Here is a 25264-nt window from a genome sequence, read left to right as displayed (position 1 = left end):
GTTTTTGCCGACGAACCCGCCAGCATGTCGCATGCAGGCTACGCTCGCTCAGCTCTTCAAATGACGAATGGAATAACGGCCTAAACAACAAAGTACTTTACCGTGTACGCGTGGTGCGCCCCCCGCAAAACGCGGCTCATCCGGATCGAGGGTTGTAGCGAAGCGCTGCGATGAGTGCAGAAAGTGCGGGCGGCGTCTGTCGCCGACTGGGGTGATAGAGATAGTAGCCCGGGAAGGTCGGGCACCACTTCTCCAGAATCCGCTTGAGCCGCCCGGCCTTGATATCAGCCGCCACCTCATCATCGTAGGCGTAGGCGATGCCATGACCCGCCAGGGCTGCCTCGCGGATCAGGTCGCCGTTGTTGAATGCGAGGGGACCTTCAACGCGAACCTGGAATGGCCGCCCCTTGTCCTCAAAGTCCCAGGCGTAAAGCCCACCCGCCCTGATGCGGCGGTAGTTGATGCAACGATGGCCCGCGAGTTCGCGCGGCGTTCGGGGCACCTTATGGTCCGCGAAATACGACGGCGCGCCGACGACGGCCATCCGGATGTCCGGACCGATCCGAACCGCGACCATATCCTTTTCGACGATGTCGCCGAAGCGAATGCCGGCGTCGATGCGTTCCGCGACGATGTCGGTCAGACTGTCTTCGACGAGCATGTCCACCCTTATGTCGGGATGCGCCGCAAGGAAGCGTGGCAGCACGGGCATCACGACCGTCGAGACCGCATGTTTGGTCGCCGTGAGGCGGACAGTGCCGGATGGTTTCCCGCGCAAAGCGCCGACCGCATCCACCCCGGAGGCGATGTCCTCCAGTGCCGGCCGCAACGAGCGAAGCATGGTCTCGCCCGCTTCGGTCGTCGACACCGAGCGCGTGGTCCGCGACAGCAGCCGCACCCCGAGCCGCGCCTCCAGCGACTTCATGGCGTGGCTCAACGCCGACTGGGACATGCCGAGTTCGGCCGCCGCGCGGGTAAAGCTGCCCTGCCCCGCGACGACCGCGAAGGCGGCCAGGTCGTACAGATCGTCTCGTTTCATTTATGCACCAGATACATAAGCCCTAGCGGATTATAGCGGCTAATCGATATCGGCGGCCAGTGCTATCTGGTCATCAGCGCGCCCGAATGGACCGGTCCGGACGAAGGCCGATGCGGACCATCCGAAGGTCCGGAACGTCGGCATTTCGGGCTCAAGAAATCGCCCCTGTTCAACACCCCTCGAGACAAACAGCCCGCAAGGAGCAGACGTATGAAGCTTGTTGTGAACAACCGCGAGTTCGCGATCGATGCCGATCCCGCGATGCCCCTGCTTTGGGCGTTGCGCGACATGATCGGGTTGACAGGCACAAAGTTCGGCTGCGGCGCTGCCCAGTGCGGTGCCTGCACGGTGCATCTGGACGACCAGGCCGTCCGCGCCTGCATCACGCCGATTTCCGAAGCCGAGGGCAAGAAGCTCACCACCATCGAAGCCGCGACCAATGGCACCGACCGCGTCGGTGCCGCCGTGCATGCAGCATGGGTCAAGCACGACGTGGCGCAGTGCGGCTACTGCCAAAGTGGCCAGATCATGAGCGCGATCGCCTTCCTCAAATCGCAGCCCCGCGGCAAGCCGCCGACGACGGCCGAAATCGACGCGGCCATGGACGGCAACATCTGCCGCTGCGGAACCTATACCCGCATCCGCACCGCCGTGGCCGACGCCGCCCGCACGATTGCCTGAAGGAGCCGCCATGTTGCCCAACATCGACTATCCCGATCTGCCGCGTGCCGCGCAGCGCCTGATAGCGCGCGGTCAAACCGACGAAGCCGTCACGCTGCCGCGCCGCAGTTTCCTGAAGCTGGCCGGCGTCGGCGGGCTCGCGCTCGGCGCCTTTCCGCACCTGGTAATGGCTCAGGCGGCTAGCCAAGGGACAAGCGCGCTCAAGCTGACCGAACAGCCGTCGGCCTTCGTGCAGATCGCTTCCAATGGTGAAGTGACGGTGACGATCAACCGGCTGGAGTTCGGACAGGGCGTGCAGACCGCATTGCCGATGATCCTGGCGGAAGAACTCGACGCCGACTGGAGTCTGGTGCGCAGCCGGCATGGCTCGAATGACGGTGCCTATATCGACCCGCGCTTCGGCATTCACATCACCGGCGGTTCCAATTCGATCAAGAACAGTTTTACGCAGTATCGCGAACTCGGCGCGCGCGCACGCGCGATGTTGCTCGGTGCCGCAGCGGCGCGCTGGAAGGTGGACGTCGCCACGCTGCGCACGCAGGCCGGCACGGTGCTGGGCCCGAACGGCCGCAAGCTGGGTTACGGTGAATTGGCCGAGGCCGCCATGGCTCAGCCGGTACCCGAGAAGATCACGCTGAAAGACCCGAAGGAATTCCGCATCATCGGCCGCCCGACGTCGCGTCTCGACGCGCGCGCCAAGAGCAGCGGGCAACAGAATTTTGGTATCGACGTTCGCCTGCCCGGTCAGTTGACCGCCGTGGTCGCGCGCCCGCCAGTGTTCGGCGCGCGGCTGGCTTCAGTGGACGAGCGCGCGGCGCGCGCCGTCACGGGTGTGAAGGCCATACTGCGCGTGCCGCTGGATGGTGGCGCCGAAGGCGTTGCCGTCGTAGCCGACGGATATTGGCAGGCCACGCAGGGCCGCGAGGTGCTTAAGCTGCAATGGGATACTTCTGCCGTCGAGAAGGTAGATAGCGAACGGCAACTGGCCCAGTACCGCGAGCTGGCGACGCGCCCGGGTCCGCGCAAGTTCGATGCCGACATGGCGCCCCTTGATACAGCGCCACGGCAACTGGAAGCGGAGTTCGTATTTCCGTATCTCGCCCATGCGGCCATGGAGCCGCTGAACTGCACCGTTCAGCTTTCCGAGGGCAGAGCCGAGGTGTGGACCGGCAGCCAGTGTCCTGGTCTCGACGGCGCCGCGGTCGCGCGCGTACTGGGTCTCAAGCCCGAGCAGGTGGCGGTGCATGTGCAGATGGCGGGTGGCGGCTTCGGCCGGCGTTTTGCGAGCAGCAGCGACTTCGTGGTCGAGGCCTGCGAGATCGCGAAGGCCGCGCGTGCGGCCGGCCTGAACGCACCAATGCGCACGCTGTGGAGCCGCGAAGACGACATGCGCGGCGGCTACTACCGCCCGATGCATTTGCACCGCGCACGCATCGGCTTCGACGAACGCGGCAAGGTTCTGGCGTGGGACCACGTCATTGTTGGCCAGTCCATCACCACGGGCACCGTGTTCGGCGGCTTCCAGGTGAAGGACGGCATAGACGCCACCGCGACCGAGGGTATGCGAGATCCTTACCCGGTGCCGATGCGCCTCACCGTGCAGCACCCAAAGCTCAACGTGCCGGTGCTGTGGTGGCGCAGCGTGGGCTCCACCCACACCGCCTTCGTCATGGAGACCTTGATCGACGAGATCGCGCGCATCACGGACCAGGACCCCGTGGCCTACCGAATGGATTTGTTTGGCGACAAGCACCCGCGCCACCGCGCCGCGCTGCAGTTGGCAGTCGACAAGAGCGGCTACGGCAAGACGCGCCTGCCCGCCGGTCGTGCCTTTGGTGTGGCGGTGCACGAGTCCTTCCAAACTGTCGTGGCCTATGTGGTGGAAGCCTCGGTGCGGGACGGCCGCGCGGTGCTGCATCGCGTAACCGCAGGCGTTCACTGCAATCTGGCCATCAATCCACGTACCGTGGAAGCGCAGTTGCAGGGTGCGGCGGTCATGGGCCTGTCGATGTGCCTGCCGGGTTCGGCTATCACGCTCAAGGACGGCGTCGTCGAGCAAGGCAATTTCAGCGACTTCACTGTGACGCGCATCTCCGACGTGCCTGAGTTCGATGTCCACATCGTGCCCAGCGCCGATCCGCCCACCGGCATGGGCGAACCCGGTCTGCCACCGCTGGCGCCCGCGTTCGCCAACGCCATCGCACGGCTGACCGGCAAGCCGCAGCGTCAGTTGCCCTTCAACATCGAAAGCAAGAGTTAACATGAGCAAGGTCTGGTTCATCACGGGTGCAGGCAGCGGCATTGGCGCTGCCACTGCCAGGGCGGCATTGAAGGCTGGAGACCGCGTCGTCGCGAGTAGCCGCAATCTCGACAAGGTCCGCAATGCGCTGGGCGACGTCGCGGGCGACAGCCTCGCGTTCGTCCACCTGGATGTTGCCAATGAGGCACAGGCGAAACCTGCCGTTGATGCGGCGATCGAGGCGTTCGGACGCATCGACGTTCTCGTCAACAATGCCGGCTACAGTCTGCTCGGAAATTTCGAGGAGCTGAGCACCGTCGAGATCGAAAAACTGATGGCGACCAATTTCTATGGCGTGATGCACGTGATGCACGCGGTCCTTCCGGTCATGCGCAAACAGAGGTCGGGCCGGATCATCAACATCAGCTCCCTCGCAGGCATAGTCGGATTCAAGCACTGCGGGGCCTATAGCGCTGCAAAATTCGCGATCGAAGGCCTGTCGGCATCGGTGGCCCACGAGCTCGAGCCGTTCGGCATCAAGATCGTGGCGGTCGAACCCGGCTTCGTCCGGACGGACCTCCTCGATGCACACCACGCCAAATATGCCAGCAACTCCATCGAGGACTACGCAGCGGAGGGCAAAGCCGAAGCCATGTGGTCGGGCTATCACGGCACGCAGCAAGGTGACCCCGCCAAGCTCGGCGACGTCCTAGTGAAAATCGCCGGCATGGACAATCCGCCAAAGCAATTCGTCGCCGGCAGCGACGCCCTTGCAGTGGTCAAGCCGGCGCTCGAAGCACGCCTCGAGGAACTGCGTGCATACGAGGACCTGTCGAAATCGACGGACGGAACGTTCTGAAGTCACGAGAAGAGTCGAATAGGCTACGACGTTTTCAGCTCATAGATCATTGCAACCTGGAAAGGCGACCCATGACGACGGCATCGAATAAAGCGCTCATGCAGCGCTTCACGCAATTCATCAACACCGCGAGCGAGGAGTTGGCTGGAGAGCTGATTTCCCCGGACGCAATATTCTATGTTCCCGGACGGGCCGATCCGATGCGCGGCCCCACCGGCTATCTCGCAATTATCGGGATGATGCGGGGAGGCTTCCCGGACATCCAGTGGACGCTAGAGGAAACGATAGCAGAAGACGACAAGGTCGCTGCACGATTCACTATGCGCGGCACGCATAAAGGTACCTTCTACGGCGTTCCAGCCACTGGAAAGAAAATCGAGGTGAAGGCAATGAACATCTATCGCTTTTCCAATGGCAAAATCCTCGAAGAGCACGGGCAGCCGGACCTCCTTGGGCTACTGCAACAGATCGGCGCAGTGCCGACATAGGCATCCGCCGGCATGCGTTTCAATCGCGTACGAGGGGTACGGTTCCCGAGGCATGATCGAAGCGGGGGCGGAATTTCGGAGAGTGCCGGGGCAAATCCGCCGGCGCATCAGCGCATGACAATGCAACGCCACGCCTGGCACGAGCCGAGCTTATTGGAAACGATCATCACAAATAGGAACAGTCTGCAGCCGTGACGCCTTGAAATGTCGGAAGGGCGTCAGAATAGGAGTTCAGAACTCCTGGCTAAGTCCTTTAAATCATTTTTGGAGCGGGTAGAGGGAATCGAACCCTCGTATTCAGCTTGGAAGGCTGCTGCTCTACCATTGAGCTATACCCGCGCGCGGCATCAGGTAACACGTCACGCGGCGGGTCTCAACCTCATGTGAGGTCACGTCCCCTGCCCGCTGCGACCGGCAGATTGCGTTTGGATTTCAAGGGGATGGCGTGTGGAAATGGGATGTCCGGCTGTAGGCCGGCCGCAGATGCCGGGCCACCCTCTTTGTCATTCCGGGGCGCACGAAGCGGCGCAGCCGCGTAGTGCGAACCCGGAATCTCGACATGTTTGGCGCGGGTTGAAGACTCCCATGCTGGGATTCCGGGTTCGCGTCCGGCAAGTGCCGGCCACGCCCCGGAATGACGAGTGTGGGGCGGCAGAACATCATCCAAACATTTTTTCCTACTCTCGGTTGACAATATCCCTACAAGGACTATTATCTCCATCGTCCGGCCCCGATGAGAGGGGCGAGCGCGATCGTCACGTTCGCGGGGCTGGATGCGGTGGACGCCGGAGATGCGGCGTCACGCGGTTCATGGGGAACGTCTGTCTTCGGGCAGGACGGATCTGCGCCAGCACTGCCACTGGCAAGGAGACGGCTCGCCTTGAGATGGAAAGACCCCTGGACAGTGTGACGGACGACCAAATCGAAACGCGTCCGGCCTATTCGCTTGAGGCTCCCTTCCCATCGCCTTGGGACTTTAATTCGCGATCGGAGCGTTCGTCGAGGCAAAGTGCAAGCAACCGAAAAAACACCGCAGGCGGAACGTCGGGCAATCGCTCGGGCTTCCGAAAGTCCTGATGCATACCCCTTGCGGAAGACCGCATTCGCATCAGGCCCAAGGGTGCATCGGGCACCCGGCGTTCCGCACGCCCTCTTTTCGGAGAGGGTCGAAGGAATGCTCATAGCTCGGACGCCATTGGCGCCGCGAGAATGCGAACGTGTGGCTCTTTGAAATTTTGGAGATGCGATGGCGCGACGGCGCCAGAAATATCCCTCCCTCGCGCGAAGCGAAGCTTCGCTAGGCGGGGAGGGTCGGCCGATAGGCCGGGGTGGGGGTACCACACGGTACGTCGCTTGTGGAAACACCCCACCCGTCTCGATGCTCGCTGAACGCTCGCATCGATCCACCCTCCCCGCGTCGCGTGGCTGCGCCACGCTAGGGGGAGGGAAAAGAAAGAACGCCTCGCCTGCTCGCCGAAGCGCTCGCTGCCTTTACCAGGTCGCGAGCACCGAGCCCTTGAACTTCTCGTCGATGAACGCCTTCACCTCGGGCGACTGATAGCTTTCCACCAGCGTCTTCACCCAGGGCTTGTCCTTGTCCACGGCACGCACGGCGATGATGTTGGCGTAAGGACCCTTCGGGTCCTCGCGCAGGATCGCGTCCTTCACGGGATCGAGGCCGGCCTGGGTGGCGTAATTGGTGTTGATCCCTGCGACGTCGACGTCAGGCAGCGTGCGCGGCAGCTGCGCGGCATCGACTTCGGTGATCTTCAGCTTCTTCGGATTGTCGGTGATGTCGAGCAAGGTCGGCTTGAAGCCGACGCCGTCCTTCAGCTTGATGATGCCCTTGTCGCGCAGCAGGATCAGCACGCGGCCGCCATTGGTCGGATCGTTCGGAATCGCCAGCGTGGCGCCTGACTTGACCTCGTCCCAGGTCTTCACCTTCTTCGAATAGATGCCCATCGGGAAGTTGATGGTGTTGCCGACAGCGACGATCTTGTATTTGCGGTCAGCGACCTGGTTGTCGAGATAGGGCTGATGCTGGAACGAGTTGGCCTGCAGGTCGCCGGCTTCCAGCGCCGCATTCGGCACCACGTAATCGGAGAACTCGACGATCTGGATGTCGAGGCCCTTCTTGGCGGCGACGGCCTTGGCGGCTTCCAGCACCTGCGCATGTGGACCGGGAGTCACGCCGACCTTGATGGTCTCGGCTGACGCAGCGCCGGTGAGCGCGGCGAAAGCGAGGATGGAGAGAAAGTAACGACGAAGAGACATTGTGTTTTCCATTGTGAGTAAACGAGTGTGAGCGGGCCCGCTGACGCGAGCGACCGTTTCAGGAATGTCGCGTGCGCTTGTCGAGGCGGCGCGAGATGAAGTCGCCAAGGCTCTGCACGCCCTGCACGAGGCAGATCAGCACGGCGACGACCGTCGCCATGACTTCCGGCATGAAGCGCTGATAGCCGTAGCGGATGCCGAGATCGCCGAGTCCGCCGCCGCCGACGGCGCCGACCATGGCCGAATAGCCGATCAGGCTGACAGTCGCGAGCGTGAGCGCGAGCGTCACCGCAGGCATCGCTTCGGGCAGCAGCACCTTCCAGACGATCTGCAGTGGGCTCGCGCCAAAGGCGCGCGCGGCTTCGACGAGGCCCTGATCGACTTCGCGGATCGCGCCTTCGATGACGCGCGCAATGAACGGCGTCGCGGCGATGGTCAGCGGCACCACGGCGGCGCTGGTGCCGATGGAGGTGCCGGCGATCAGCCGCGTCAGCGGCACGATGGCGACGACGAGAATGATGAAGGGCGTCGAGCGCGTGGCATTGACGACGAGGCCAAGCAGCCGATTGACGTTCGGCGCCGGGAACAGCTCACCGGCGCGGCTGGTCGCGAGGAAGATGCCGAGCGGCAGTCCTGCCAGCGTGCCGAAGATGCCGGCCAGCGCCACCATGGTGAGCGTGTCCAGCGTCGACCACAGGATCATGTTGATCAGTTCAGGCGACATAGCCGAGATGCTCCACGGTGTTGCGGGTCGCGGTGAGATCGGCGATCAGTTTCGCCTGCAATTCCGGCTCGGCCGCGACGGAGGCGATCAGCGTGCCGAACGGATGGTCGGCGACATATTCGATCTGGCCATGCATGATGTTGAAATCGACGCCATAAGCGCGCGTGAGCCTGGAGAGTACGGGCTCATCGGCATCGGCGCCGGTGAAGGCGATGCGGATGACCGCCTGCCGGCCCGGTGCGTAGTCGGCCAGCAGCTTGCTTTGCAGCCATTCCGGCACATTGCCGCCGGTGACTTCGCCGACGAAACGCTTGGTGGTCGCATGGGTCGGCTTGGAAAAGATTTCGTAGGTCGTGCCCTGCTCGATGATCTGGCCACCTTCCATCACGGCGACGCGCTGAGCCAGCTTCTTCACCACGGACATTTCATGGGTGATGAAGAGGATGGTGAGATTGAGATCGGCATTGATCTGCTTGAGCAGCGCGATGATCTGCGCGGTGGTCTCGGGATCGAGCGCGGAAGTCGCCTCGTCCGACAGCAGCACTTTCGGCTTGGTAGCGAGCGCGCGTGCGATGCCGACGCGCTGCTTCTGGCCACCGGAGAGTTCGGCCGGATAGCGGTCGCGCTTGTCGGCGAGGCCGACCATGTCGAGCAACGGCTCGACGATTCCCTTGATGTCTTTCCGCGGCGTGCCGGCGATTTCCAGCGGCAGCGCGATATTGTCGAAGGCGGTGCGCGACGACAGCAGGTTGAAATGCTGGAAGATCATGCCGATGGAGCGGCGCGCCTGACGCAACGCCTTCTCGTCCAGCGATCCGATGTCGAGGCCGTCGACGGTGACCTTGCCATGGGTCGGCTGCTCGAGCCCGTTGATCAGGCGGATGAGCGTCGACTTGCCGGCGCCGCTCTTGCCGATCACGCCGACAATGGCGCCTTCGGGCACCACGAGGTCGATAGCGTCGACCGCCTTCACCTCGGCGGAATCCTTCCGCGACGGGAAGATCTTGCTGACGCCATCGAAGGAGATGATGGCACGCCCTTGTTGGCCAGGATCTTGCGGATCGAGAACTGGCACGGGCGCTCCGGTCGGCTTGGACAGGGGAGCGTTCATTGAATGACGTTTCTGCGCAGTTGTGAAGCACGGGGCCGGCCTGCGTGTCGCGGGCGCCGTGGCTGCAACCTACTGATTTCGGGCAACATTTCAACCGCACCGCACAAATGAGGAAAATCCAGCGGTTTCAATGGCCTGCGGGAGTAAAAGAGTGCCGGGAGACGGCTGGTGACAGCGCTAATCGTCTCCCGGCGAGTTTTCGGGAGATCAGGAGCCCGGGGCCCAGGTCCAGACGATGTCCTTCACGTTGATCGCCTTGGGGATCAGGCCGAGCTTGTGGAAGCGATCCGCCGTTTCCTGCTGGGTGGCAATGATCCGGTCATTGATCGGCACCACCGTGTAGTTCGACCGTTCGACGGCGCGCGTGGTGGCGGTCTTGTCGACACCGGTCGCCTCCTGAAGCTTCGTTGCGACCTCCGGCCGATTGGCCTCGGCCCACTTTCCTTCATCGGCAAAGGTCTTGTTGAACAGCGCGACGATGTCCGGGTGTCTGGTGGTGAAATCCTTGTTGGCGAGAAAGAACGAAATGGAATCCTGCACATCCTTGGAGAAGGCAATCACCCGCGCCTGTTTGCCCTCGGCGAGCGCGAGATACGGATCCCAGATCGACCACGCGTCGATATTGCCACCGGCGAATGCCGCCACCGCGTCGGCGGGGCCAAGATAGACCGGCGTGATATCCGCATAGGTCAGTCCGGCCTTCTCCAGCGCGGCGATGATGGTGTTATGTGCGCTCGATCCCTTGCCGAAGCCGACCTTCTTGCCCTTGAGATCGGCGAGCGTCCTGATCGGCGAATTGTCGGGAACGACGATGCCTTGATTGTAGCCGCGCGACGGGATGGCGGCGATATAGACGAGATTGGCACGCGCAGCCTGCGCGAAAATCGGCGGCGCGTCGCCGGCATAGCCGAAGTCGACATTGCCGGTGTTGATCGCTTCGAGGATCGGCGGCCCGAACTGGAATTCGACCCATCGGACGCTGATGCCCTTTTCCTTGAACACCTTCTCCAGCGTCGCGCGCTGCTTCACCGCCGGGAAGATGCCGGCTTTCTGAAAGCCGATGCGGATTTCCTTCAGCTCCTGCGCCGTTGCTGGCGATGCGATGAGCCCGGCTGACAGCAACAGTGCTGCGGAGAGACCTGCGACCACAGATCGTCGGGAATAGGACATGCGCTGTTGCTCCATTTGCGCCCGGGGGATGCAAGGGCGTGATGGTCAAACGCTACGCGCGATTGCGAAGATTGTGCTTTCAAAGGTCGCGGGCAGTCTGCAAGTTTTGCAATCCGAAGGTCAGCTCCGGGAGCAGCTTCATCTCCGCCGCAGGGAAATAACCTGCTCTTCCGGAGCCACCCGGAAGGCATGCATAGAACGTTTCCGCTGCACAACAAGGCCATCGCAGCATGCCTGCATCGCCGCGCCCGGAACTACAGTTGGCCATTTCATTGACGGAAACGCGCCGCTCTCGCACCTTTGCTGCTCACGAAACACCATCAGCAAAGCAGCCCCAACATGCTTCCGATTCACATCGCCCGCTTCATCGAACGCTTCGTGTTCCGGCGCACCCGGGCGCTGCAACTGGCCGCCGTAGCCTCCATGCTGTCGGTCTCATTCGCTTGCGCGCAGACGCCGGACACGGTGCGCATCGGCTATCAGAAATCGTCGACGCTGATCGCCGTGCTGAAAACCAATGGCGAATTGGAGAAGGCGCTCGCGCCGCTCGGCGTGAAGATCAGCTGGCATGAATTCACCAGCGGCCTGCCGTTGCTGGAGGCCATCAACACCAACAATGTCGATTTCGGCGCCGATGTCGCCGACACCGTGCCGCTATTCGCGCAGGCGGCCGGCGCCAAGCTCGCTTACATCGCCGAGGAAGCCGCCTCGCCTGCCGCGCAGGCGATTGTGGTGCCGGCGGAATCGCCGCTCAAGACGGTCGCCGATCTCAAGGGCAAGAAGGTCGCGGTGACCAAGGGTGCCGGCAGCCACTTCCTGCTGCTCGCCGCACTGAGCAAAGCCGGCCTCACCTTCAAGGATATCTCGCCTGCCTATCTGCCGCCGGCCGACGGGCGCATCGCCTTCGTCGGCGGCAATGTCGATGCCTGGGTGGCATGGGATCCGTTCCTCACCAGCGCGCAGCGTCAGAGCAATGCGCGCGTGCTCGCCGATGGCAGCAACGGCCTCGCCAGCTACAAGCGCTACTATCTGTCCTCGGCCGCCTATGCCGACAAGCGCGGTGACGTGCTGAACGTCATTTTCAAGAAGCTCGATGAAACCGGCAAATGGGCCAAGGCCGAGCCGAAGGAAGCCGCCAAGCTCCTCTCAAGCCTGTGGGGCATCGACGCCGCCACCGTCGAGGAAGCCAACAGCCACCGCTCCTACAAGGTCGGCGCCGTCACCAAAGCCGGCCTGTCCGAGCAGCAGATCATCGCCGACGCCTTCTTCAACGAAAAGCTGATCCCCGTGAAGGTCGATGCTAGCGACGTGAATATCTGGGCGCCGAAGTAATCCCATTCTGACATTCCCCGAAAGACAACGACAATGAAGACCGCCCTCTCCGCCATCGCCGCCGCGATGCTCGCACTCGTCTCCTTTGGTGATCATGCCGACGCGCAGTCCGCCACCAAGCCTGAACTGAAGGTCGGTTTCGTACCCGGCCCCTATATCGACGGCTTCAAGAAGGGCGTCGAGCCCGAGCTGAAAAAGAAGGGCTACACCGTCAAATACTATGAGTTCTCGACGGGCCTGGAAGCCAACACCGCCGTGTTCAAGAACGATATCGACGCCAATGTGATGCAGCACACGGTGTTCCTCGACAGCTATAACCAGCGCCAGAAGACCGATCTCACTGGCATCATCACGGTGCCGACGCCGCCGATGGGTCTCTATTCGACCAAGCACAAGACGTCCGATGCCGTGAAGGCCGGCGCCACCGTGGTGGTGCCCAATGATCCCGTGAATCTGCAGCGCGCGCTGTGGATCCTGCGCGATCTCGGCTGGATCGAGATCAAGGACAATAACCCCGTCGATGTCACCGAGCTCGACGTGATCAAGAATCCAAAGGGCATCAAGATCGTGCCGCTGGAAAACGCGCAGGCGCCGCGCGCCCTCGGCGATGCCGACTTCGCCGCCGTGCAGGGCAATTTCGCGATCTATAGCGGGCTGAAGCTGACCGAGGCCTTCGCGCTGGAAAAGATGACCAAGCCCTACACCAATGTCGTGGCCGTCCGCCGGGGCAATGCCGAGGCGCCATGGGCGAAGGACATCGTTGCGGCCTATCAATCGGACACGTTCAAGACCGCGATCCGCAACGACAAGTTCTACGCCGGCTTCACCCTGCCCGAATACTTCAACTGAGCGCAACCTACGCGCGCAGGCTGTCCTAGCGCGACAATCATACCGAACCGCGGATTTGACTCCCAGCGCGGCTCGGTTACGCTTTCCGGAGGCGTTATGAGACGCCTTCGGAAACGAGGGACATGAGAGATCGGATCGTCGGGGTATTGCTGGCTTTGTGCGCGATCGCCACGCCGGCGACCGCCCAGACGCTGTCAAGCTTCGAGATCGCCGCCCGCTCCCGCGGCACCCCCGACATTCCCGGCCTCAACATGGTCTGGCTGAGGCCATGGACCGATCTCCGCCACGCCCGTGAATGGCGCAACATCGTGGTGCATCAGTCGGAAGGCGCGGTCGGCTCCGCCTGGCGTAACGCTGTCGCGCAGATGCAGAAACCCGATCGTCGCGGCGTCGCCATCTGGATCGAGACCGACGGCACGGTTTACTGGTCGACGCCCGAATGGGCGGTGCCGAACCATCTCAACCGCGGCAACCGCAACGACAACAAGTATATCGACAACAGCGGGACCTATCAGCAGATCGACAATGACTCATCGATCGGGGTCGAGTTCGTCGGCAACTACCCCAATGTCCGCAAGCCGCCGACTGACGCGCAGATCGCAGCCTGGCGCGTACTCGTCCGCGTGCTGCAGGCCCGCTACGACATCCCGAATGAGCGCGTCTTCGCCCATAACTGGATCGACTACAAGGATCGCCGCTACTGCGAAGGCTGCGAGCTTGCCAGGATCGCCCGGACCCAGGGAATCGAGACTGCGCAGCAGATGGCCCCTGCGCATCAAGTCGAAAGCGGCAAATAGGCCTTACGTCCCGACGCGCAGTGCCGCGCGTTGCTTCCGCAGATAGGCGATTACCGACAGCGCGGTGATGCGGCCGGTCTTCGGGTTCTCCGACGGGATGTTTTCAATCTGCATCGAGAACCGTGCGGAATCCGAATCCACCTCGACACGATGGACGTTGCGGGTCAGCGCCGGATCGGCCCAGATCTCCAGCGTCGTGGCATCAGGCCCCGCGCCTGCAAGCGACAGCGCGACGGCGACGTTGAGATTGGCGGGAAAGCCCTTGGCGGCTTCGCGCGCCGTGCCCTCGAAAATCTTCATCGGTTCGGTGATGCTCTCGATGTCGATCTTGTTCTCGACGATATAGGGCGCGCCGGCGAGGCCCTTCACCGGCTTGCGCGTTACCATGCGGACCGAGTTGATCTTGCCCTCGGCTGCAGCCGTCACCGCGTCGAGGCCGATCAGCGCCCCGGTCGGCACCACGATCTGACCGCCGTTCTGCTTGGCCAGCGCAACGAGATCCTCATTGAACAACAGCGCTCCAGCGCTCAGCACAATCGCGGTCTTGCCCTTGCTGACGAACGGCTTGACGATCTCGGGCAGCAGCTTGGCCGGCGCACATTCGATCACGATATCGGCGACATCCACGAGATCCGCGATCGGCAGCACCGGCGGCGCCTTGCCGAGACCGGACAGGAACGCCTGATGCTTCTCCGGATTCTGCACGGCGACCGCCGCCAGAACCAGACCGTCGATGCCGCGGTCCAGGGCTTCCGCCACCTTGCGGCCGATCGGGCCAAGGCCAACAATGGCCACGCGCGTGGCAGACTTTGCTTCAGTGCTCATCAGGTCTATCTCGTCCAATGATTTCGGGGCCACGCCGCCATATCCGGAAACGGTTCTCCCCCGGAAAGGCCGCAATGTCCATGCGGTGACGTCAGCCAGTTTAGAAGGCTTCCGGCCTCACGCCATCGTGCAGCACGTGCGACAATCCCGGGCTTGCACGTAAAAGGACGTTTCGCTACCTCTGCCGTGATTGCTGTCTCGGCGAGGCCGCACGTAAGCGTTAACGTGAACCAACGCGCCGATCGAACCTGATCCAGGCTCGACCTGCGCGACATCGTGTCAAACAGGCCGATCTGGATTCTCCGGGAATCCATATGACCGACACATCTTCAGACACCATTTCCAACGACCTTCATCGCATCACGCGCGTTCGCCACGAGTTGAAACGCCGCCTGCTGACCGTCAAGCGCGTGACGTCGGTGACGCCGCATATGAAGCGCATCACCCTCACGGGCGACGACCTCGATGGCTTCGTCAGCGCGTCCTATGACAACCACGTCAAGGTGTTCTTCCCGCGCCCCGGCGAAGCCGAGCCCCTGATGCCCGCCTTCAGCGAAGGCCGCGTGCTGGTCGATGAGAGCGCGCGGCCAATCGCGCGGGACTACACGCCGCGGCGCTATGACGAAGCCGCGAAAGAGCTCGACATCGATTTCGCCATTCATGATGCGGGGCCTGCCACGACCTGGGCCACCCAAGCCAAGCCAGGCGATAAAGTCGGTATCGGCGGCCCGCGCGGCTCGTTCGTGGTGCCGGACGACTTCGACTGGTACCTGCTGATCGGCGACGAAACTGCCCTGCCCGCCATCGGCCGCCGACTTGAAGAACTGCGTCCTGCCACACGGGCCATCGTGATCGCGGAAGTCGCCGATGCTGCCGAGGAGCAGATCTTCGCATCCAAGGCCTCCGTCACCATCAACTGGTTGCATCGTGGCCAGCAGAGCGCCGGTTCGACCACCCTGATGGAAGATGCCCTGCGCAGCCTCAAACTTCCCGTTGGCGACGGCTACGCCTTCATCGCCGCGGAATCCGAAGTCGCCAAGCGCCTCCGCAGGATTCTCGTCGACGAGCGCCAGCATCCCAAGGTGTGGGTCAAGGCGTCTGGCTATTGGAAAGGCGGCGCAGAGAACTATCATGAACCGCATGACGATTGATCGTCACATCTGCAGATAGCAGGGAGTACCGGTGTCCCATCGTTTCACGCGCCGCGATTTTGCCGGAGCGGCCGGCGCGCTCGCCGCCGGCCTCGCCGTCCCGACTGCGCAGGCTGAGGCTCAAACAGTCTCGGCCACACCGGCGGCGCTTGCCAACGGCCGGCGTTTTCCGGCGGATTTCGTCTGGGGCACCGCAACGTCGGCCTATCAGATCGAGGGTGCCGTCGCGGCCGAAGGCCGCGGCCCCTCAATCTGGGACAGCTATTCGCACACGCCGAACAAGATTCGCGGCGGCGGCAACGGCGACCACGCGGTGGATCATTTCCGTCGCTACAAGGAAGACATCCAGCTAATGAAGGCGTTGGGCGCGAAGGCCTATCGCTTCTCCATCTCATGGTCGCGCGTGTTTCCGACCGGCGTGGGCACGCCCAATCCGCAGGGGCTGGATTTCTACAATCGTCTCATCGACGAGTTGCTCGCCAACGGGATCGAGCCATTCGCCACGCTGTATCACTGGGATCTGCCGCAGGCGCTGCAGGATCGCGTCGGCGGCTGGGCGTCATCAGATACGCCGAAGGCGTTCGGCGACTATGCCGGCCATGTCGCGCAGCGCATCACCGACCGCGTCAAAAACATCTTCACCATCAATGAATGCGGGACCTTCGTGGATTTCGGCTATGGCCACGGCCCAGTCGAGCTCGCGCCCGGCCTGAAGCTGCCACAGCCGCAGCTCAACCAGGTTCGCCATCACGTCGCACTGGGCCATGGCATGGCCGTGCAGGCGATCCGCGCCAATGGACGCGCCGACACCAAGGTTGGCCTCGCCGAGAATGTCGCATCCTGCGTCCCGGCCATTGAGACGCCCGCCAATATCCGCGCAGCCGAAGTCGCAACGCGCGAGATGAATGGCGGCTACATGACCGTCATTCTCGAAGGCAGATACACCGATGCGTTTCTCGCCTATGCCGGCAAGAATGCGCCGAGCTTCACCGCCGAAGAACTGAAGATCATTTCTTCCCCCGTCGATTTCGTCGGTCTCAACGTCTACATGCCGCAATATTATGTGGTAGCGAGTGGCGATCAGCACGGCTTCGCGCTGGTGCCGTTCCCGACCTCGTTCCCGCGCATGGATTCGGACTGGCTGCGGATCGGGCCGGAAGCGCTGTATTGGGCTCCGCGCAATGTCGCCAAGGTCTGGAACGTCAAGCAGATCTATATCAGCGAGAACGGTACATCGGCCGCCGACCGGCCGGCCGGTGACGGCAAGATCCACGACCTCGACCGCGTCATGTATCTCAGGAACTATCTCACGCATCTGCAGCGCGCGACGTCGGAAGGCATCCCCGTAAAAGGGTACTTCCACTGGAGCCTGATGGATAACTTCGAATGGTCGGATGGTTATGAAAAGCGCTTCGGGCTGTATCACGTCGATTTCGAAACGCAGAAACGAATGCCGAAGCTCAGCGCGGAGTTCTATCGCAGCCTGATCGCGGCCAACGCGCTCGTCTAGCTCAGAGCAACTTCCCGTCAGCGCCGAAGAACGGATGCGGGCCGTCGAAGTCGCCGATCGGCACCTGATGCGTGACCAGATGGCCGCCCTCCTCGCCATCCGGAAACCAGACATGCAGGTGGAAAGCGGGCGGTTCGACGCGGAAGGACGGCGGACGCAATTCGGCGATGTCGAGATCGACCGCATGGTTCGGCGCCGGGCAAATGGTCGCAACCGTCCCGGCGAATGTCGTCAGTGTCGCGCGATGGACGTGGCCGGCGGCGACGATCTTAACGCGCGGATACTTGCGGACCATGGTAGCGAGCTTATCCGCATTGAACAGGTCCTGCACGTCCATATGGGTGATGCCAGTGCGGAACGGCGGATGATGCAGGAACAACAATGCCGGCCGCTCGCGCGACGATGCCAGCTTGGCATCCAGCCACGCCAGCGTTGCCGCTTCCAGCGCGCCATGCGGCTTGCCCGGCACATGCGAGTCCAGCAGGATGATATCGAGCGGGCCAACCGTCCGCGCCTGATCGAGCGGGCCCGACGACTTGGCATAGGCCCAATCGGGAAATGCCGCGCGCATCATGTCGCGGGCATCGTGATTGCCGGGCACGCCGATGAACGGAATCTTGAGCGGCGCCAGCAGCCGCCACAGATGCTCGTATTCGCCCGGCGTCGGCGTATCCACGAGATCGCCGGAGATGACAACGAGATCGGGCCGCGGATCGAGTGCGTTCAGCTCGGCGACGCAGCGCTCCAGCGCCCACGCCGTGTCGACCTTGCCATAGGCCAGTTCGCCCGGCGCCTTGATATGCAGATCGGAGATCTGCGCGATGATGGTGGGCTTGAGCTTCGACATCAGTCTTCTTTCGGCAACACGCGAACCGCTTGAGGCGTGACCGACAGGCCGACGCGCTCCCCTGCACGCACATTGATGGTGTTCGGCGCGTCCACCGTCAACGGCTTGTTCGCCGCACCCGTCACCACGAGGCGCTGGCGATCACCGATAAAGGCGACGCTTTCGACCATGCCGCGCAGGAAGGCGTCCGCCTCGGCGACAATTCCGATGGTCTCCGGCCGGATCATCGCCGCTGCCGCAGCGTTGTCGGCGGCATTATTGAGCGCCAACCAGCCTCCGGGCAGCATCAATCGACCGCCGCTCACCGGCCCCTCGACGATATTGGCTGCACCGACGAATTCCGCGACGAAGCGGTTCTGGGGAGCAAAGTAGATCTCCCGCGGCGTGCCGATCTGCGCGATGGCGCCCTTGCGCATCACCACAATGCGGTCGCCGAGCTCCATCGCTTCGGCCTGATCGTGCGTCACATAGATCGCGGTGATCCCGAGCGAGCGTAGCAGGCTGTTGAGTTCACTGCGCAGCCGGTCGCGTAGCGACGCATCGAGCGCCGTCAACGGCTCGTCCAGCAGCAGCACGCGCGGGCGCACGGCCACCGCACGCGCCAGCGCGACGCGCTGACGCTGGCCGCCAGACAATTGATCGATCCGGCGGTTTTCTAGCCCGCCGATATTGGTCAGCGTCACCATCTCGGCGACACGCGCCGCGCGCGCGGCCTTGTCGACGCCGCGAATCTTCAGCCCGTAGCCGATATTCTCGGCCACGGTCATGTTGGGAAACAGCGCATAGGACTGGAACACCATGCCGACATGGCGCTGCTCAATTGGCACCGCGGTGATGTCGGTCTTGTCGAACAACACACGGCCACCCGCATCAGGCGTCTCCAGCCCGGCGATGATCCGCAGCATGGTGGTCTTGCCGCAACCGGAAGGGCCGAGCAGCACCAGCGTCTCACCACTAACGATATCCAGCGAAGCCGGCGCCAGAGCCTGCGTATCGTCCGGAAAGGTCTTGCCGCAGTTCTGGATATGGACGGCCGCGCCGTGGCCTGCGATCCCGCTCATTTCTTTTCGCCCTTCTCGGCAAACATCTGCATCGCCACCAGAAGAGGCACAATCATGATGAAAAAAATCAGTGTGTAGGCCGATGCCACTTCGAGCCGCATCGACGCGTAACTGTCGGCGAGGCCGACCGGCAGCGTCTTGGTGAGCGGCGTGTGCAGCATCCAGGTCAGGTTGAATTCGCCGAGCGACAGCGTCACCACCATCAGCGATCCGGCGAGAATGCCGGGCATGGCGTTCGGCACGATGACATTGCAAAACCGCGTCCATGGCGAGGCGCCGAGCGAGGCAGCGCCCTCGTCCAGTGTCTTGATGTCCACCGAAGCGAACACCGCCATCACCGAGCGCACCATGAAGGGCATGGTGAAGATCACGTGGCCAGTGAGGATGAAGACCCACGACTGCCTGAAGCCACCGAAGCCGCCATAGGTGAGCAGCAGCGCCAGCGCGATGGCCAGGCCAGGGATTGCCAGCGGCAGCGTGATGATCTCCTCGATCACGCGCGACAACCTACCGCCCTTCACGTGTAACCCATAAGCCGCGGGCACGCCGACAACCAACGTCACCGCCAGTGTCGCGAAGGCGATCAGAAACGACAGCCCGATTTCACCGGCATAGAGGTTCCAGACCTGCACCACCCATTGCAGCGTGACGCCCGACTGGATGCCGCGAAAGTAGTTGACGGTGACGCCGGCGGAAATCGACAACACAACGGGCACGACGAGAAACGCCGCAACGAGCAGTGTAAATCCGAGCTGGCCGGCGAAGATGAGGCGGTCGCGCATGGCTTACCCCGCCGCCGCGACAGCGCCGCCGCTCATTGAGCGGGCCAGCGCGAGGATTGCCCAGGCGATCACGCCGAGTCCGATCGACAGCGCCGCCGAGATCGCAAAATTCGCCGCCAATGTGAACTCGGTATAGATCAGCATCGGCAGCACATCGATATTGGTCGCAAGCGTGAAGGCCGTGCCGAACGCACCCATCGCCGTCGCGAAGGCAATCGCGCCCGAGGCGACGAAAGCCGGCCCGAGCGCCGGCAGCACGACATCGCGCTGGACCGCCCACGGGCTCGCACCGAGTGAACGCGCCGCCTCCTCCAGCCCGATATCGAGCTTCTGCACCGCGGCCATCACCGTGAGGATTACGCGCGGGATCGAGAAATAGAGATAGCCGAGAAACAGACCGAAAATCGAATAAGCGAACACGACTTTCTCGCCCGTCACCGCGGCGGTGATGGCACCGATCAGACCCTGACGTCCGGCCAGCAGAATGATCAGGAAGCCGACCACGACCCCGGGAAATGCCAGCGGGAATGTCAGCATCGCGATCAGCACGGCGCGGCCGGGAAACCGATGACGCTGCAGAAAGAGGCCGGCGATGGTGGCAATCACCAGCGTGGCGACGGTCGTCGCCGCAGCGAGTACGACCGTATTGATCAGCGTGGCGCGATAGCGCGGCTCGGTGATGATCGCGAGATAGGCGGACACGCCGCGCGATCCACCGGCACCGACGGCGAGCAATTGCGCCATCGGCAAGAGGAAGAAGGCTGCTGTCACCACCACGAGCGGCAGCAGGCAGATCCAGATGAAATTACGATGCGACATGAAATTATGGTGCCCCTGCCCCCGCCGGGGCACCATTGTGCATCAACGGACTTCGGCGAGATAGCGGTCGCTGAAGCCTTTCTGCGCCAGCTCCATCTTGCCCCAGTCCACGCTCTTGGCGCGGGCATATTCGCTGTCCGGCAGGAACTTGGCCTTCACGGCTTCCGGCAGTTCAATCTTGCGGGCCGGACGGAGGTAAGCATTGGTCCAGATCGCCTGACCCTTGTCGGACAGCAGATAATCCATGACCTTCTTGGCCTTGTCCTTGTGCGGCGCGTTCTTCACGAGACCGACCACATACGGAAACACGACCGAGCCTTCGCAGGGAATGACGAATTCGAAACTGCCCTTCTCGGAATACTTGGCGCGATAGGCATTGAAATCATAGTCCAACAGGATCGGCATTTCGCCGGATACAACCCGTGCGTAGGATGTCTGCTTAGGCACGATCGCGTCGTTCTTCTTCAGCTCCTTGAAGAACGCGATGGCCGGATCGAAATTCTGGTCCGAACCGCCGAGCGCGAGATTGACCGCAACAGCGCCGACATAGCCGACGGCGGCCGAGGTCGGATCGAGATAGCCGACCATGCCCTTGTAGTCGGGCTTGGCGAGATCCTTCCAGCACTTCGGCACCGGCTTGCCAGCGAGGGCATCCTTGTTGACGAAGAAGCCGAGCGTACCGGAATGGATCGTGGTCCAGTAGCCTTCGGAGTCCTTCAGGCCGGCATCGACCTGATCCCAGCCAGCGGGCTTGTAGGGTTCGAGTGCATCCTGCGCCTTGGCCTTCATACCGAAAGTGACGCCAAAATAGCCGATGTCGCCAACCGGATTGGCCTTCTCGGCGAGGATCTGAGCCAGCGCCTGGCCGGAATTCTTGTTGTCATGCGGCATCTCGATGCTGAGGTCGGTCTTCACCGCCTTGATCATCGACGCCCAGTCGGCCCATTCCGGCGGACAGTTGTAGCAGATGACATCCGCAGCACGGGCGGGCTGCGATAGGGCGGCGAGCGCCAGCGCGGACAGAGCAAATACCAAGCGGAACGGTTTCACGGCGATCGTCTCCATCCTGACGCAGGCTTTAAGGCCGGCGCATAGAAGTCTGAGGGGAATGCGTGACGCCCCACTATAGGCCGCGGATGAAACTTTTGCGACAAAGCCAACCCGCAGCGCATTTGTGCACCGCAATGACCGCGAAGCCCATCGACAACACCCCGCGGAGGATGTGAAATCACGTGTCGCCGCTGATATTGGACCGTTGATGTGAAAGAGACGCCCGAACGCGATCGAGGCCTGCTCGGTCTGGTCGAACGACTCATGAGGAGGCCAGGCGATCCCGAACCGATCAGGCCTGAGCCAGACGCGGACACCAGAGACGGTTTCGATCCGGTCGTCGCAGAGGAGAATCCAGCGGCATCGCTGGAGCCGCAACTTGCGGTCGAGAGCACCCGCACGCTTGGCCGGTCGGAAATCGCGGATGTGATCCTGCGCGCGCTAAGGGGTATCGATGGCTGTCCGACAGCCGGCTTCGAGGTGGTCGTCTATGGCACGCGCCCATGGAACGCCATGTTGCGCATCACGCCGGCCGCCGGCGCGGTGCCTGACGCGCGTGCCTGGCGCCAGCGGGTCCAGGACATGGTTCAGCTGTTGCGACATCAATACGAGTTGCGCGAATAGACCGGAGGCTAGCCTTCCATGCGCACCAGCACGACCTCAAACGGCACGCCGGGGCGTTGCTTGACGACACCTCTGCAGGACGCCGTCGTGGTCTTGGATGTCCCGACCAGATCAATCTCGACCTCGTCGATGCCGAAGATCGTTGGCTGGCCGTCCGCATGCCGGCGGGTCGCAATCGTCGCCGTGAAAGCATCGCCGTTCTGGATATAGGAACCGCTATAGGCGATCACCGTATCGCCGCCCGACAATCGACCATCAGCGAGCGTGATAATCCCCATGCCTTCCTTCTCGGGAATACGAAACCACGCCGAATAACGGCCATCCGGGAGCATGACAAACCTGAACTGTAAGTTGCGGTATAGCCAATTACCACCAACCCATCAGAAAGACGTTAACCAGATCGATCGCATTGAAACGATCGATCTCGCCTTCCCCAATGTAATGCCACGCTACTTGCCGCCCCCGATATTGCCGCCCTTGATATGGCCGAGCGAGTTGCTGCCATAGGCAGAATTGCCGTGATTGCCGCTCATCGCCGCATTGCCACGAAAGATCGCGGGACCTCGCATCTGGCCATAGGCCCCGTAATATCCGTGGTGCGCTTTGTAGCCACGATGGACTTTCTTCGCAGACGCCGCCGTCGCCGTGAAACTCGCGATCATCAGTGCAGCTGCCGCCGTCGCCAGAATCTTTTTCATGTTCAACCCTCTGTGACACCCTGCAAGAAAACGCCGACGGCTGCGTCTCGTTCCGGCACAAATCGTCGCAAAAAACGGCTTACGACGATCTCCGGACACCCCCTTCCATCGGTCCGGTAACGCTTTGCTCACCATACAAAATGGGTGGCCCCGACCGCGATCGGTGGTAAGTGGGTGCTGCTTATTGCGCATCAAATAAATTACACCGCGTTCGGACATCATGTTGCTAGATCAGTCCTCCATCTTCGCAGCGATCGGACTCTCGAGCGCGGCGCTCGCGCTCACATTGCTCGCCACCTGGCTCGTCGCGCGATCCGAGACCTATCTGCTGACTTGGTCGATCGGTCTCGCGACCACGGTCGTTGCCGTCATCATCTATGCAGGCTTCGAACAGTATGATTCGAGGCTACAGCTCGCTGCATTCGTATTGCTGCTTGTCGGCTTCGGAGTGATCTATGCGGGCACCACGCAATTCTGCTCGAATGAGGCTCACTGGATCCGCGCCGCCCTCGTCACCACTGCAGGGCTCGTTCCGATGATCATCGGCTTTGCGCTTGGTTACACCGGCACCGGCACGATGGCCGCGAATTTTGGCACGGGCCTTCTCGTTGCGCTCTCGGCCGCGCAATATTGGCACGCGCGCGCCGAAGCACCGCTGCTGATGGTCGCAAATGCGCTACTCTATCTCGTCACCGCCGCATCGTTCGTGGCTTGCGGTGCCGAACTCTTGCGTACCGGACAATTCGTGCTGACCGATCGACCGATGAATTGGGCAGAACAGTTCAATTCACTGATGGTGATCGTCGGTCTGACCGGGATCGGTGCACTGTCACTGACAATCAACCAGATCCGGACGTCGAACCGGCATAAATCCGATGCCATGACCGATCCTTTGACCGGCCTGCTCAACCGGCGCGCGCTGTTTGGCGAAAAGGTAACGGATACAGCATCCAACACTGCAATTCTGGTGATGGATCTCGATCACTTCAAAACGATCAACGATCAGTTCGGCCACGCCGCCGGCGACCGCGTGCTGCGGGCCTTTGCCGAAGTCATCTTCTCGAACATTCGCGCCGAAGACGTTGCCGCGCGTCTGGGCGGCGAGGAATTCTGCATTGTCCTAGCCGCGTCGAGCCCAAAAGCGGCGGCCGCTGTCGCCGAGCGTATTCGATCGACGCTGGAAGCTAAGACCTTCCCGACCTCCGCCGGTGTTATCCATGCTACGGTCAGCGTAGGGATCGCTATCCGGTCATCTGAACCGGAAACATTGCAGGCGTTGCTCAGCCGAGCAGATGCTGCGCTCTATCAAGCCAAGGCGGCAGGCCGGAATCGCGTGCAAATTTCGGACTTCCATCTGGCCGCCTGAGCCACGCGACGCCCGGTTCCACGAAAAATTAAGCACTGGATGGCAGCGTAAGGTTTTTCGGCAGAATGCCCCGATGCCCGGTCAGAAAACCATTGCCATAGAGACGCTCAATCTGCTGCGCGCCTCAGAACCACTTCCCAACGACAGCCACCTCAAGGCGGCGTCGATCGTCGCTTTTCCGCTCGGCCCCATCGAGGTCGAGCAAATCACGCCGCGGTTCTTCGCCTCCTTCGCCATCGAGAGCCTGCTGCGCTCGATCTGCTATCGCGAAGAACAGTGGTTGATCGAAGCCCGGCACAGCCATGCGATGCGGATGACGCTGAACTGGGTCGAGGCTGAAAGCTGACGACCGAATTACCCCTCGGCCGGAAACGTATCTCGCAGTGACGGCCGCTCCGACACGGCAGCGAACCAGTCGGCCAGCGCCGGGCGCGATCTGCGCCAGTCGAATGATGCGAAACGGAAATCCAGATAGCCGAGCGCACAGGCGATGGTGAGGCTGCCGATGCTGATGCGGGTACCAAACACTGCGACGTCGTTTTCCATCTGGTCTAGGGCCGCAGCGATCTTGGTCATCTGACCATCGATCCACTCCGCCGATCTGATCTCGTCGCTACGGCACGTATTCTCATAGCGCGTGAGTAGCGCCGCATCGAGCAAGCCATCACCGAGCGCCTGCTCGGTGAGCACCTTCCAGCGCTCAGGCCCGCGCGGAAACAGCGAACCGCGTCCGAAGTCGTCGAGATATTCGCAAATCACCCGGCTGTCGAACAGCAGCGTACCATCCGCCAGCTTCGCCGCCGGCACCTTGGCGAGCGGGTTGAAACTTGCGATCCGCGCGTCGCGCTTGAGCGGATGCGCGGCGCTGGGCAGCTTCACGATACGATCGGCGATCCCGAGCTCGATCGCACAGGCCATCACCTTGCGCACATAGGGCGATGTCGGCGCGTAGAACAGTTCGATGCTGT

General features: G+C 62.4%; 26 protein-coding genes and 1 tRNA gene. 12 read left to right on the top strand and 15 right to left on the bottom strand.

Annotated features, from left to right (window positions below; translation table 11 throughout):
- Positions 1 to 136 precede the first annotated feature (136 nt).
- A complete protein-coding gene (locus LPB73_RS08210; protein ID WP_231080267.1) occupies positions 137 to 1039 on the bottom strand; it encodes a LysR family transcriptional regulator in 903 nt (300 codons plus the stop codon).
- Between the two features lie 210 nt (positions 1040 to 1249).
- Here LPB73_RS08210 and LPB73_RS08205 point away from each other — a divergent pair, with 210 nt between their 5' ends.
- The 4 genes from LPB73_RS08205 (at position 1250) to LPB73_RS08190 (ending at position 5306) form a co-directional block, all read left to right on the top strand.
- The gene (locus LPB73_RS08205; protein ID WP_231080266.1) at positions 1250 to 1720 is read left to right on the top strand and encodes a (2Fe-2S)-binding protein; all 471 of its coding nucleotides are present in this window, start codon (positions 1250 to 1252) and stop codon (positions 1718 to 1720) included.
- 10 nt (positions 1721 to 1730) lie between these two features.
- Positions 1731 to 3980, top strand: a complete 2250-nt coding sequence (locus tag LPB73_RS08200) for a xanthine dehydrogenase family protein molybdopterin-binding subunit (protein WP_231080265.1) — start codon at positions 1731 to 1733, stop codon at positions 3978 to 3980.
- A 1-nt stretch (position 3981) separates the two neighbouring features.
- A complete protein-coding gene (locus LPB73_RS08195) occupies positions 3982 to 4818 on the top strand; it encodes an SDR family oxidoreductase (RefSeq protein WP_231080264.1) in 837 nt (278 codons plus the stop codon).
- Positions 4819 to 4889: 71 nt separating this feature from the next.
- Complete coding sequence (locus LPB73_RS08190; protein WP_231080263.1) at positions 4890 to 5306, top strand: ester cyclase; 417 nt, start codon at positions 4890 to 4892, stop codon at positions 5304 to 5306.
- Positions 5307 to 5571: 265 nt separating this feature from the next.
- On the opposite strand, the gene LPB73_RS08185 is transcribed toward LPB73_RS08190, so the two are convergent.
- From LPB73_RS08185 to LPB73_RS08165, 5 genes are all read right to left on the bottom strand, one after another.
- Positions 5572 to 5645, bottom strand: a tRNA-Gly gene (locus tag LPB73_RS08185).
- Between the two features lie 1152 nt (positions 5646 to 6797).
- A complete protein-coding gene (locus tag LPB73_RS08180) occupies positions 6798 to 7592 on the bottom strand; it encodes a MetQ/NlpA family ABC transporter substrate-binding protein (protein WP_414716875.1) in 795 nt (264 codons plus the stop codon).
- 46 nt (positions 7593 to 7638) lie between these two features.
- Positions 7639 to 8304 (bottom strand): methionine ABC transporter permease, encoded by a 666-nt coding sequence (locus LPB73_RS08175; RefSeq protein ID WP_068732062.1) that lies wholly within the window; start codon positions 8302 to 8304, stop codon positions 7639 to 7641.
- On the bottom strand, positions 8294 to 9415 hold the full coding sequence (locus LPB73_RS08170; RefSeq protein WP_231080261.1) for a methionine ABC transporter ATP-binding protein: 1122 nt from the start codon (positions 9413 to 9415) through the stop codon (positions 8294 to 8296). Before LPB73_RS08170 ends, LPB73_RS08175 begins: the two co-directional genes overlap by 11 nt.
- Positions 9416 to 9622: 207 nt before the next feature.
- The gene (locus LPB73_RS08165; RefSeq protein WP_231080260.1) at positions 9623 to 10585 is read right to left on the bottom strand and encodes an aliphatic sulfonate ABC transporter substrate-binding protein; all 963 of its coding nucleotides are present in this window, start codon (positions 10583 to 10585) and stop codon (positions 9623 to 9625) included.
- Positions 10586 to 11008: 423 nt separating this feature from the next.
- On the opposite strand from LPB73_RS08165, the gene LPB73_RS08160 reads away from it, so the two are divergent.
- From LPB73_RS08160 to LPB73_RS08150, 3 genes are all read left to right on the top strand, one after another.
- Positions 11009 to 11917, top strand: coding sequence for an aliphatic sulfonate ABC transporter substrate-binding protein (locus LPB73_RS08160; RefSeq protein WP_231081107.1), 909 nt, complete (start codon positions 11009 to 11011; stop codon positions 11915 to 11917).
- 33 nt (positions 11918 to 11950) lie between these two features.
- Positions 11951 to 12766: a MetQ/NlpA family ABC transporter substrate-binding protein gene (locus LPB73_RS08155; RefSeq protein WP_374725652.1), complete on the top strand. Its 816-nt coding sequence runs from the start codon at positions 11951 to 11953 to the stop codon at positions 12764 to 12766.
- Positions 12767 to 12888: 122 nt separating this feature from the next.
- The gene (locus LPB73_RS08150) at positions 12889 to 13563 is read left to right on the top strand and encodes a peptidoglycan recognition protein family protein (protein ID WP_231080259.1); all 675 of its coding nucleotides are present in this window, start codon (positions 12889 to 12891) and stop codon (positions 13561 to 13563) included.
- Between the two features lie 3 nt (positions 13564 to 13566).
- Here LPB73_RS08150 and LPB73_RS08145 read toward each other — a convergent pair whose 3' ends face one another.
- Complete coding sequence (locus tag LPB73_RS08145) at positions 13567 to 14388, bottom strand: aspartate dehydrogenase (RefSeq protein WP_231080258.1); 822 nt, start codon at positions 14386 to 14388, stop codon at positions 13567 to 13569.
- Between the two features lie 314 nt (positions 14389 to 14702).
- Between LPB73_RS08145 and LPB73_RS08140 the strand changes: the two genes are divergently transcribed.
- Positions 14703 to 15539: a siderophore-interacting protein gene (locus tag LPB73_RS08140; RefSeq protein ID WP_231080257.1), complete on the top strand. Its 837-nt coding sequence runs from the start codon at positions 14703 to 14705 to the stop codon at positions 15537 to 15539.
- A 31-nt stretch (positions 15540 to 15570) separates the two neighbouring features.
- Entirely contained in the window at positions 15571 to 17049 is a 1479-nt protein-coding gene (locus LPB73_RS08135) for a GH1 family beta-glucosidase (RefSeq protein ID WP_231080256.1), read from the top strand.
- A 1-nt stretch (position 17050) separates the two neighbouring features.
- Here the strand turns inward: LPB73_RS08135 and LPB73_RS08130 are convergent, their stop codons facing one another.
- The 5 genes from LPB73_RS08130 to LPB73_RS08110 are packed head-to-tail and all read right to left on the bottom strand — an operon-like array spanning position 17051 to position 21608.
- Complete coding sequence (locus LPB73_RS08130) at positions 17051 to 17896, bottom strand: phosphodiesterase (RefSeq protein ID WP_231080255.1); 846 nt, start codon at positions 17894 to 17896, stop codon at positions 17051 to 17053.
- On the bottom strand, positions 17896 to 18957 hold the full coding sequence (locus LPB73_RS08125) for an ABC transporter ATP-binding protein (RefSeq protein ID WP_231080254.1): 1062 nt from the start codon (positions 18955 to 18957) through the stop codon (positions 17896 to 17898). The genes LPB73_RS08130 and LPB73_RS08125 overlap by 1 nt, the downstream gene beginning before the upstream one ends.
- The gene (locus tag LPB73_RS08120; RefSeq protein ID WP_231080253.1) at positions 18954 to 19739 is read right to left on the bottom strand and encodes an ABC transporter permease; all 786 of its coding nucleotides are present in this window, start codon (positions 19737 to 19739) and stop codon (positions 18954 to 18956) included. Before LPB73_RS08120 ends, LPB73_RS08125 begins: the two co-directional genes overlap by 4 nt.
- Positions 19740 to 19742: 3 nt before the next feature.
- On the bottom strand, positions 19743 to 20558 hold the full coding sequence (locus LPB73_RS08115) for an ABC transporter permease (RefSeq protein WP_089264758.1): 816 nt from the start codon (positions 20556 to 20558) through the stop codon (positions 19743 to 19745).
- Positions 20559 to 20600: 42 nt separating this feature from the next.
- Positions 20601 to 21608, bottom strand: coding sequence for an ABC transporter substrate-binding protein (locus LPB73_RS08110; protein WP_231080252.1), 1008 nt, complete (start codon positions 21606 to 21608; stop codon positions 20601 to 20603).
- A 210-nt stretch (positions 21609 to 21818) separates the two neighbouring features.
- On the opposite strand from LPB73_RS08110, the gene LPB73_RS08105 reads away from it, so the two are divergent.
- Positions 21819 to 22232 (top strand): hypothetical protein, encoded by a 414-nt coding sequence (locus LPB73_RS08105; protein ID WP_120293092.1) that lies wholly within the window; start codon positions 21819 to 21821, stop codon positions 22230 to 22232.
- A gap of 8 nt (positions 22233 to 22240) precedes the next feature.
- Here LPB73_RS08105 and LPB73_RS08100 read toward each other — a convergent pair whose 3' ends face one another.
- A complete protein-coding gene (locus LPB73_RS08100; protein WP_231080251.1) occupies positions 22241 to 22510 on the bottom strand; it encodes a hypothetical protein in 270 nt (89 codons plus the stop codon).
- A 171-nt stretch (positions 22511 to 22681) separates the two neighbouring features.
- Positions 22682 to 22930, bottom strand: coding sequence for a hypothetical protein (locus LPB73_RS08095; RefSeq protein WP_089264761.1), 249 nt, complete (start codon positions 22928 to 22930; stop codon positions 22682 to 22684).
- Positions 22931 to 23150: 220 nt separating this feature from the next.
- Here LPB73_RS08095 and LPB73_RS08090 point away from each other — a divergent pair, with 220 nt between their 5' ends.
- Positions 23151 to 24296 carry a GGDEF domain-containing protein gene (locus tag LPB73_RS08090; protein WP_231080250.1) on the top strand — a complete coding sequence of 382 codons (1146 nt, stop codon included), beginning with the start codon at positions 23151 to 23153 and terminating at the stop codon, positions 24294 to 24296.
- A 73-nt stretch (positions 24297 to 24369) separates the two neighbouring features.
- The gene (locus tag LPB73_RS08085) at positions 24370 to 24642 is read left to right on the top strand and encodes a hypothetical protein (RefSeq protein WP_231080249.1); all 273 of its coding nucleotides are present in this window, start codon (positions 24370 to 24372) and stop codon (positions 24640 to 24642) included.
- A gap of 8 nt (positions 24643 to 24650) precedes the next feature.
- Here the strand turns inward: LPB73_RS08085 and LPB73_RS08080 are convergent, their stop codons facing one another.
- Entirely contained in the window at positions 24651 to 25259 is a 609-nt protein-coding gene (locus tag LPB73_RS08080) for a glutathione S-transferase (RefSeq protein WP_231081105.1), read from the bottom strand.
- Positions 25260 to 25264 lie beyond the last annotated feature (5 nt).

The organism is Tardiphaga sp. 37S4 (genome assembly GCF_021044645.1).
In the GTDB taxonomy this organism is placed as follows: Bacteria; Pseudomonadota; Alphaproteobacteria; order Rhizobiales; family Xanthobacteraceae; genus Tardiphaga; species Tardiphaga robiniae.
This window is presented reverse-complemented; position numbering and strand designations above follow the sequence as displayed.

Bases quoted from the DNA above. Each gene is read 5' to 3' on its own strand.
- LPB73_RS08165 (WP_231080260.1), bottom strand. From the start codon at position 10,585: ATGTCCTATTCCCGACGATCTGTGGTCGCAGGTCTCTCCGCAGCACTG.
- LPB73_RS08170 (WP_231080261.1), bottom strand. From the start codon at position 9,415: ATGAACGCTCCCCTGTCCAAGCCGACCGGAGCGCCCGTGCCAGTTCTC.
- LPB73_RS08125 (WP_231080254.1), bottom strand. From the start codon at position 18,957: ATGAGCGGGATCGCAGGCCACGGCGCGGCCGTCCATATCCAGAACTGC.
- LPB73_RS08200 (WP_231080265.1), top strand. From the start codon at position 1,731: ATGTTGCCCAACATCGACTATCCCGATCTGCCGCGTGCCGCGCAGCGC.
- LPB73_RS08130 (WP_231080255.1), bottom strand. From the start codon at position 17,896: ATGTCGAAGCTCAAGCCCACCATCATCGCGCAGATCTCCGATCTGCAT.
- LPB73_RS08210 (WP_231080267.1), bottom strand. From the start codon at position 1,039: ATGAAACGAGACGATCTGTACGACCTGGCCGCCTTCGCGGTCGTCGCG.
- LPB73_RS08155 (WP_374725652.1), top strand. From the start codon at position 11,951: ATGAAGACCGCCCTCTCCGCCATCGCCGCCGCGATGCTCGCACTCGTC.
- LPB73_RS08175 (WP_068732062.1), bottom strand. From the start codon at position 8,304: ATGTCGCCTGAACTGATCAACATGATCCTGTGGTCGACGCTGGACACG.
- LPB73_RS08085 (WP_231080249.1), top strand. From the start codon at position 24,370: ATGCCCGGTCAGAAAACCATTGCCATAGAGACGCTCAATCTGCTGCGC.
- LPB73_RS08100 (WP_231080251.1), bottom strand. From the start codon at position 22,510: ATGGGGATTATCACGCTCGCTGATGGTCGATTGTCGGGCGGCGATACG.
- LPB73_RS08145 (WP_231080258.1), bottom strand. From the start codon at position 14,388: ATGAGCACTGAAGCAAAGTCTGCCACGCGCGTGGCCATTGTTGGCCTT.
- LPB73_RS08150 (WP_231080259.1), top strand. From the start codon at position 12,889: ATGAGAGATCGGATCGTCGGGGTATTGCTGGCTTTGTGCGCGATCGCC.
- LPB73_RS08090 (WP_231080250.1), top strand. From the start codon at position 23,151: ATGTTGCTAGATCAGTCCTCCATCTTCGCAGCGATCGGACTCTCGAGC.
- LPB73_RS08195 (WP_231080264.1), top strand. From the start codon at position 3,982: ATGAGCAAGGTCTGGTTCATCACGGGTGCAGGCAGCGGCATTGGCGCT.
- LPB73_RS08115 (WP_089264758.1), bottom strand. From the start codon at position 20,558: ATGTCGCATCGTAATTTCATCTGGATCTGCCTGCTGCCGCTCGTGGTG.
- LPB73_RS08160 (WP_231081107.1), top strand. From the start codon at position 11,009: ATGCTGTCGGTCTCATTCGCTTGCGCGCAGACGCCGGACACGGTGCGC.
- LPB73_RS08180 (WP_414716875.1), bottom strand. From the start codon at position 7,592: ATGGAAAACACAATGTCTCTTCGTCGTTACTTTCTCTCCATCCTCGCT.
- LPB73_RS08120 (WP_231080253.1), bottom strand. From the start codon at position 19,739: ATGCGCGACCGCCTCATCTTCGCCGGCCAGCTCGGATTTACACTGCTC.
- LPB73_RS08095 (WP_089264761.1), bottom strand. From the start codon at position 22,930: ATGAAAAAGATTCTGGCGACGGCGGCAGCTGCACTGATGATCGCGAGT.
- LPB73_RS08190 (WP_231080263.1), top strand. From the start codon at position 4,890: ATGACGACGGCATCGAATAAAGCGCTCATGCAGCGCTTCACGCAATTC.
- LPB73_RS08140 (WP_231080257.1), top strand. From the start codon at position 14,703: ATGACCGACACATCTTCAGACACCATTTCCAACGACCTTCATCGCATC.
- LPB73_RS08205 (WP_231080266.1), top strand. From the start codon at position 1,250: ATGAAGCTTGTTGTGAACAACCGCGAGTTCGCGATCGATGCCGATCCC.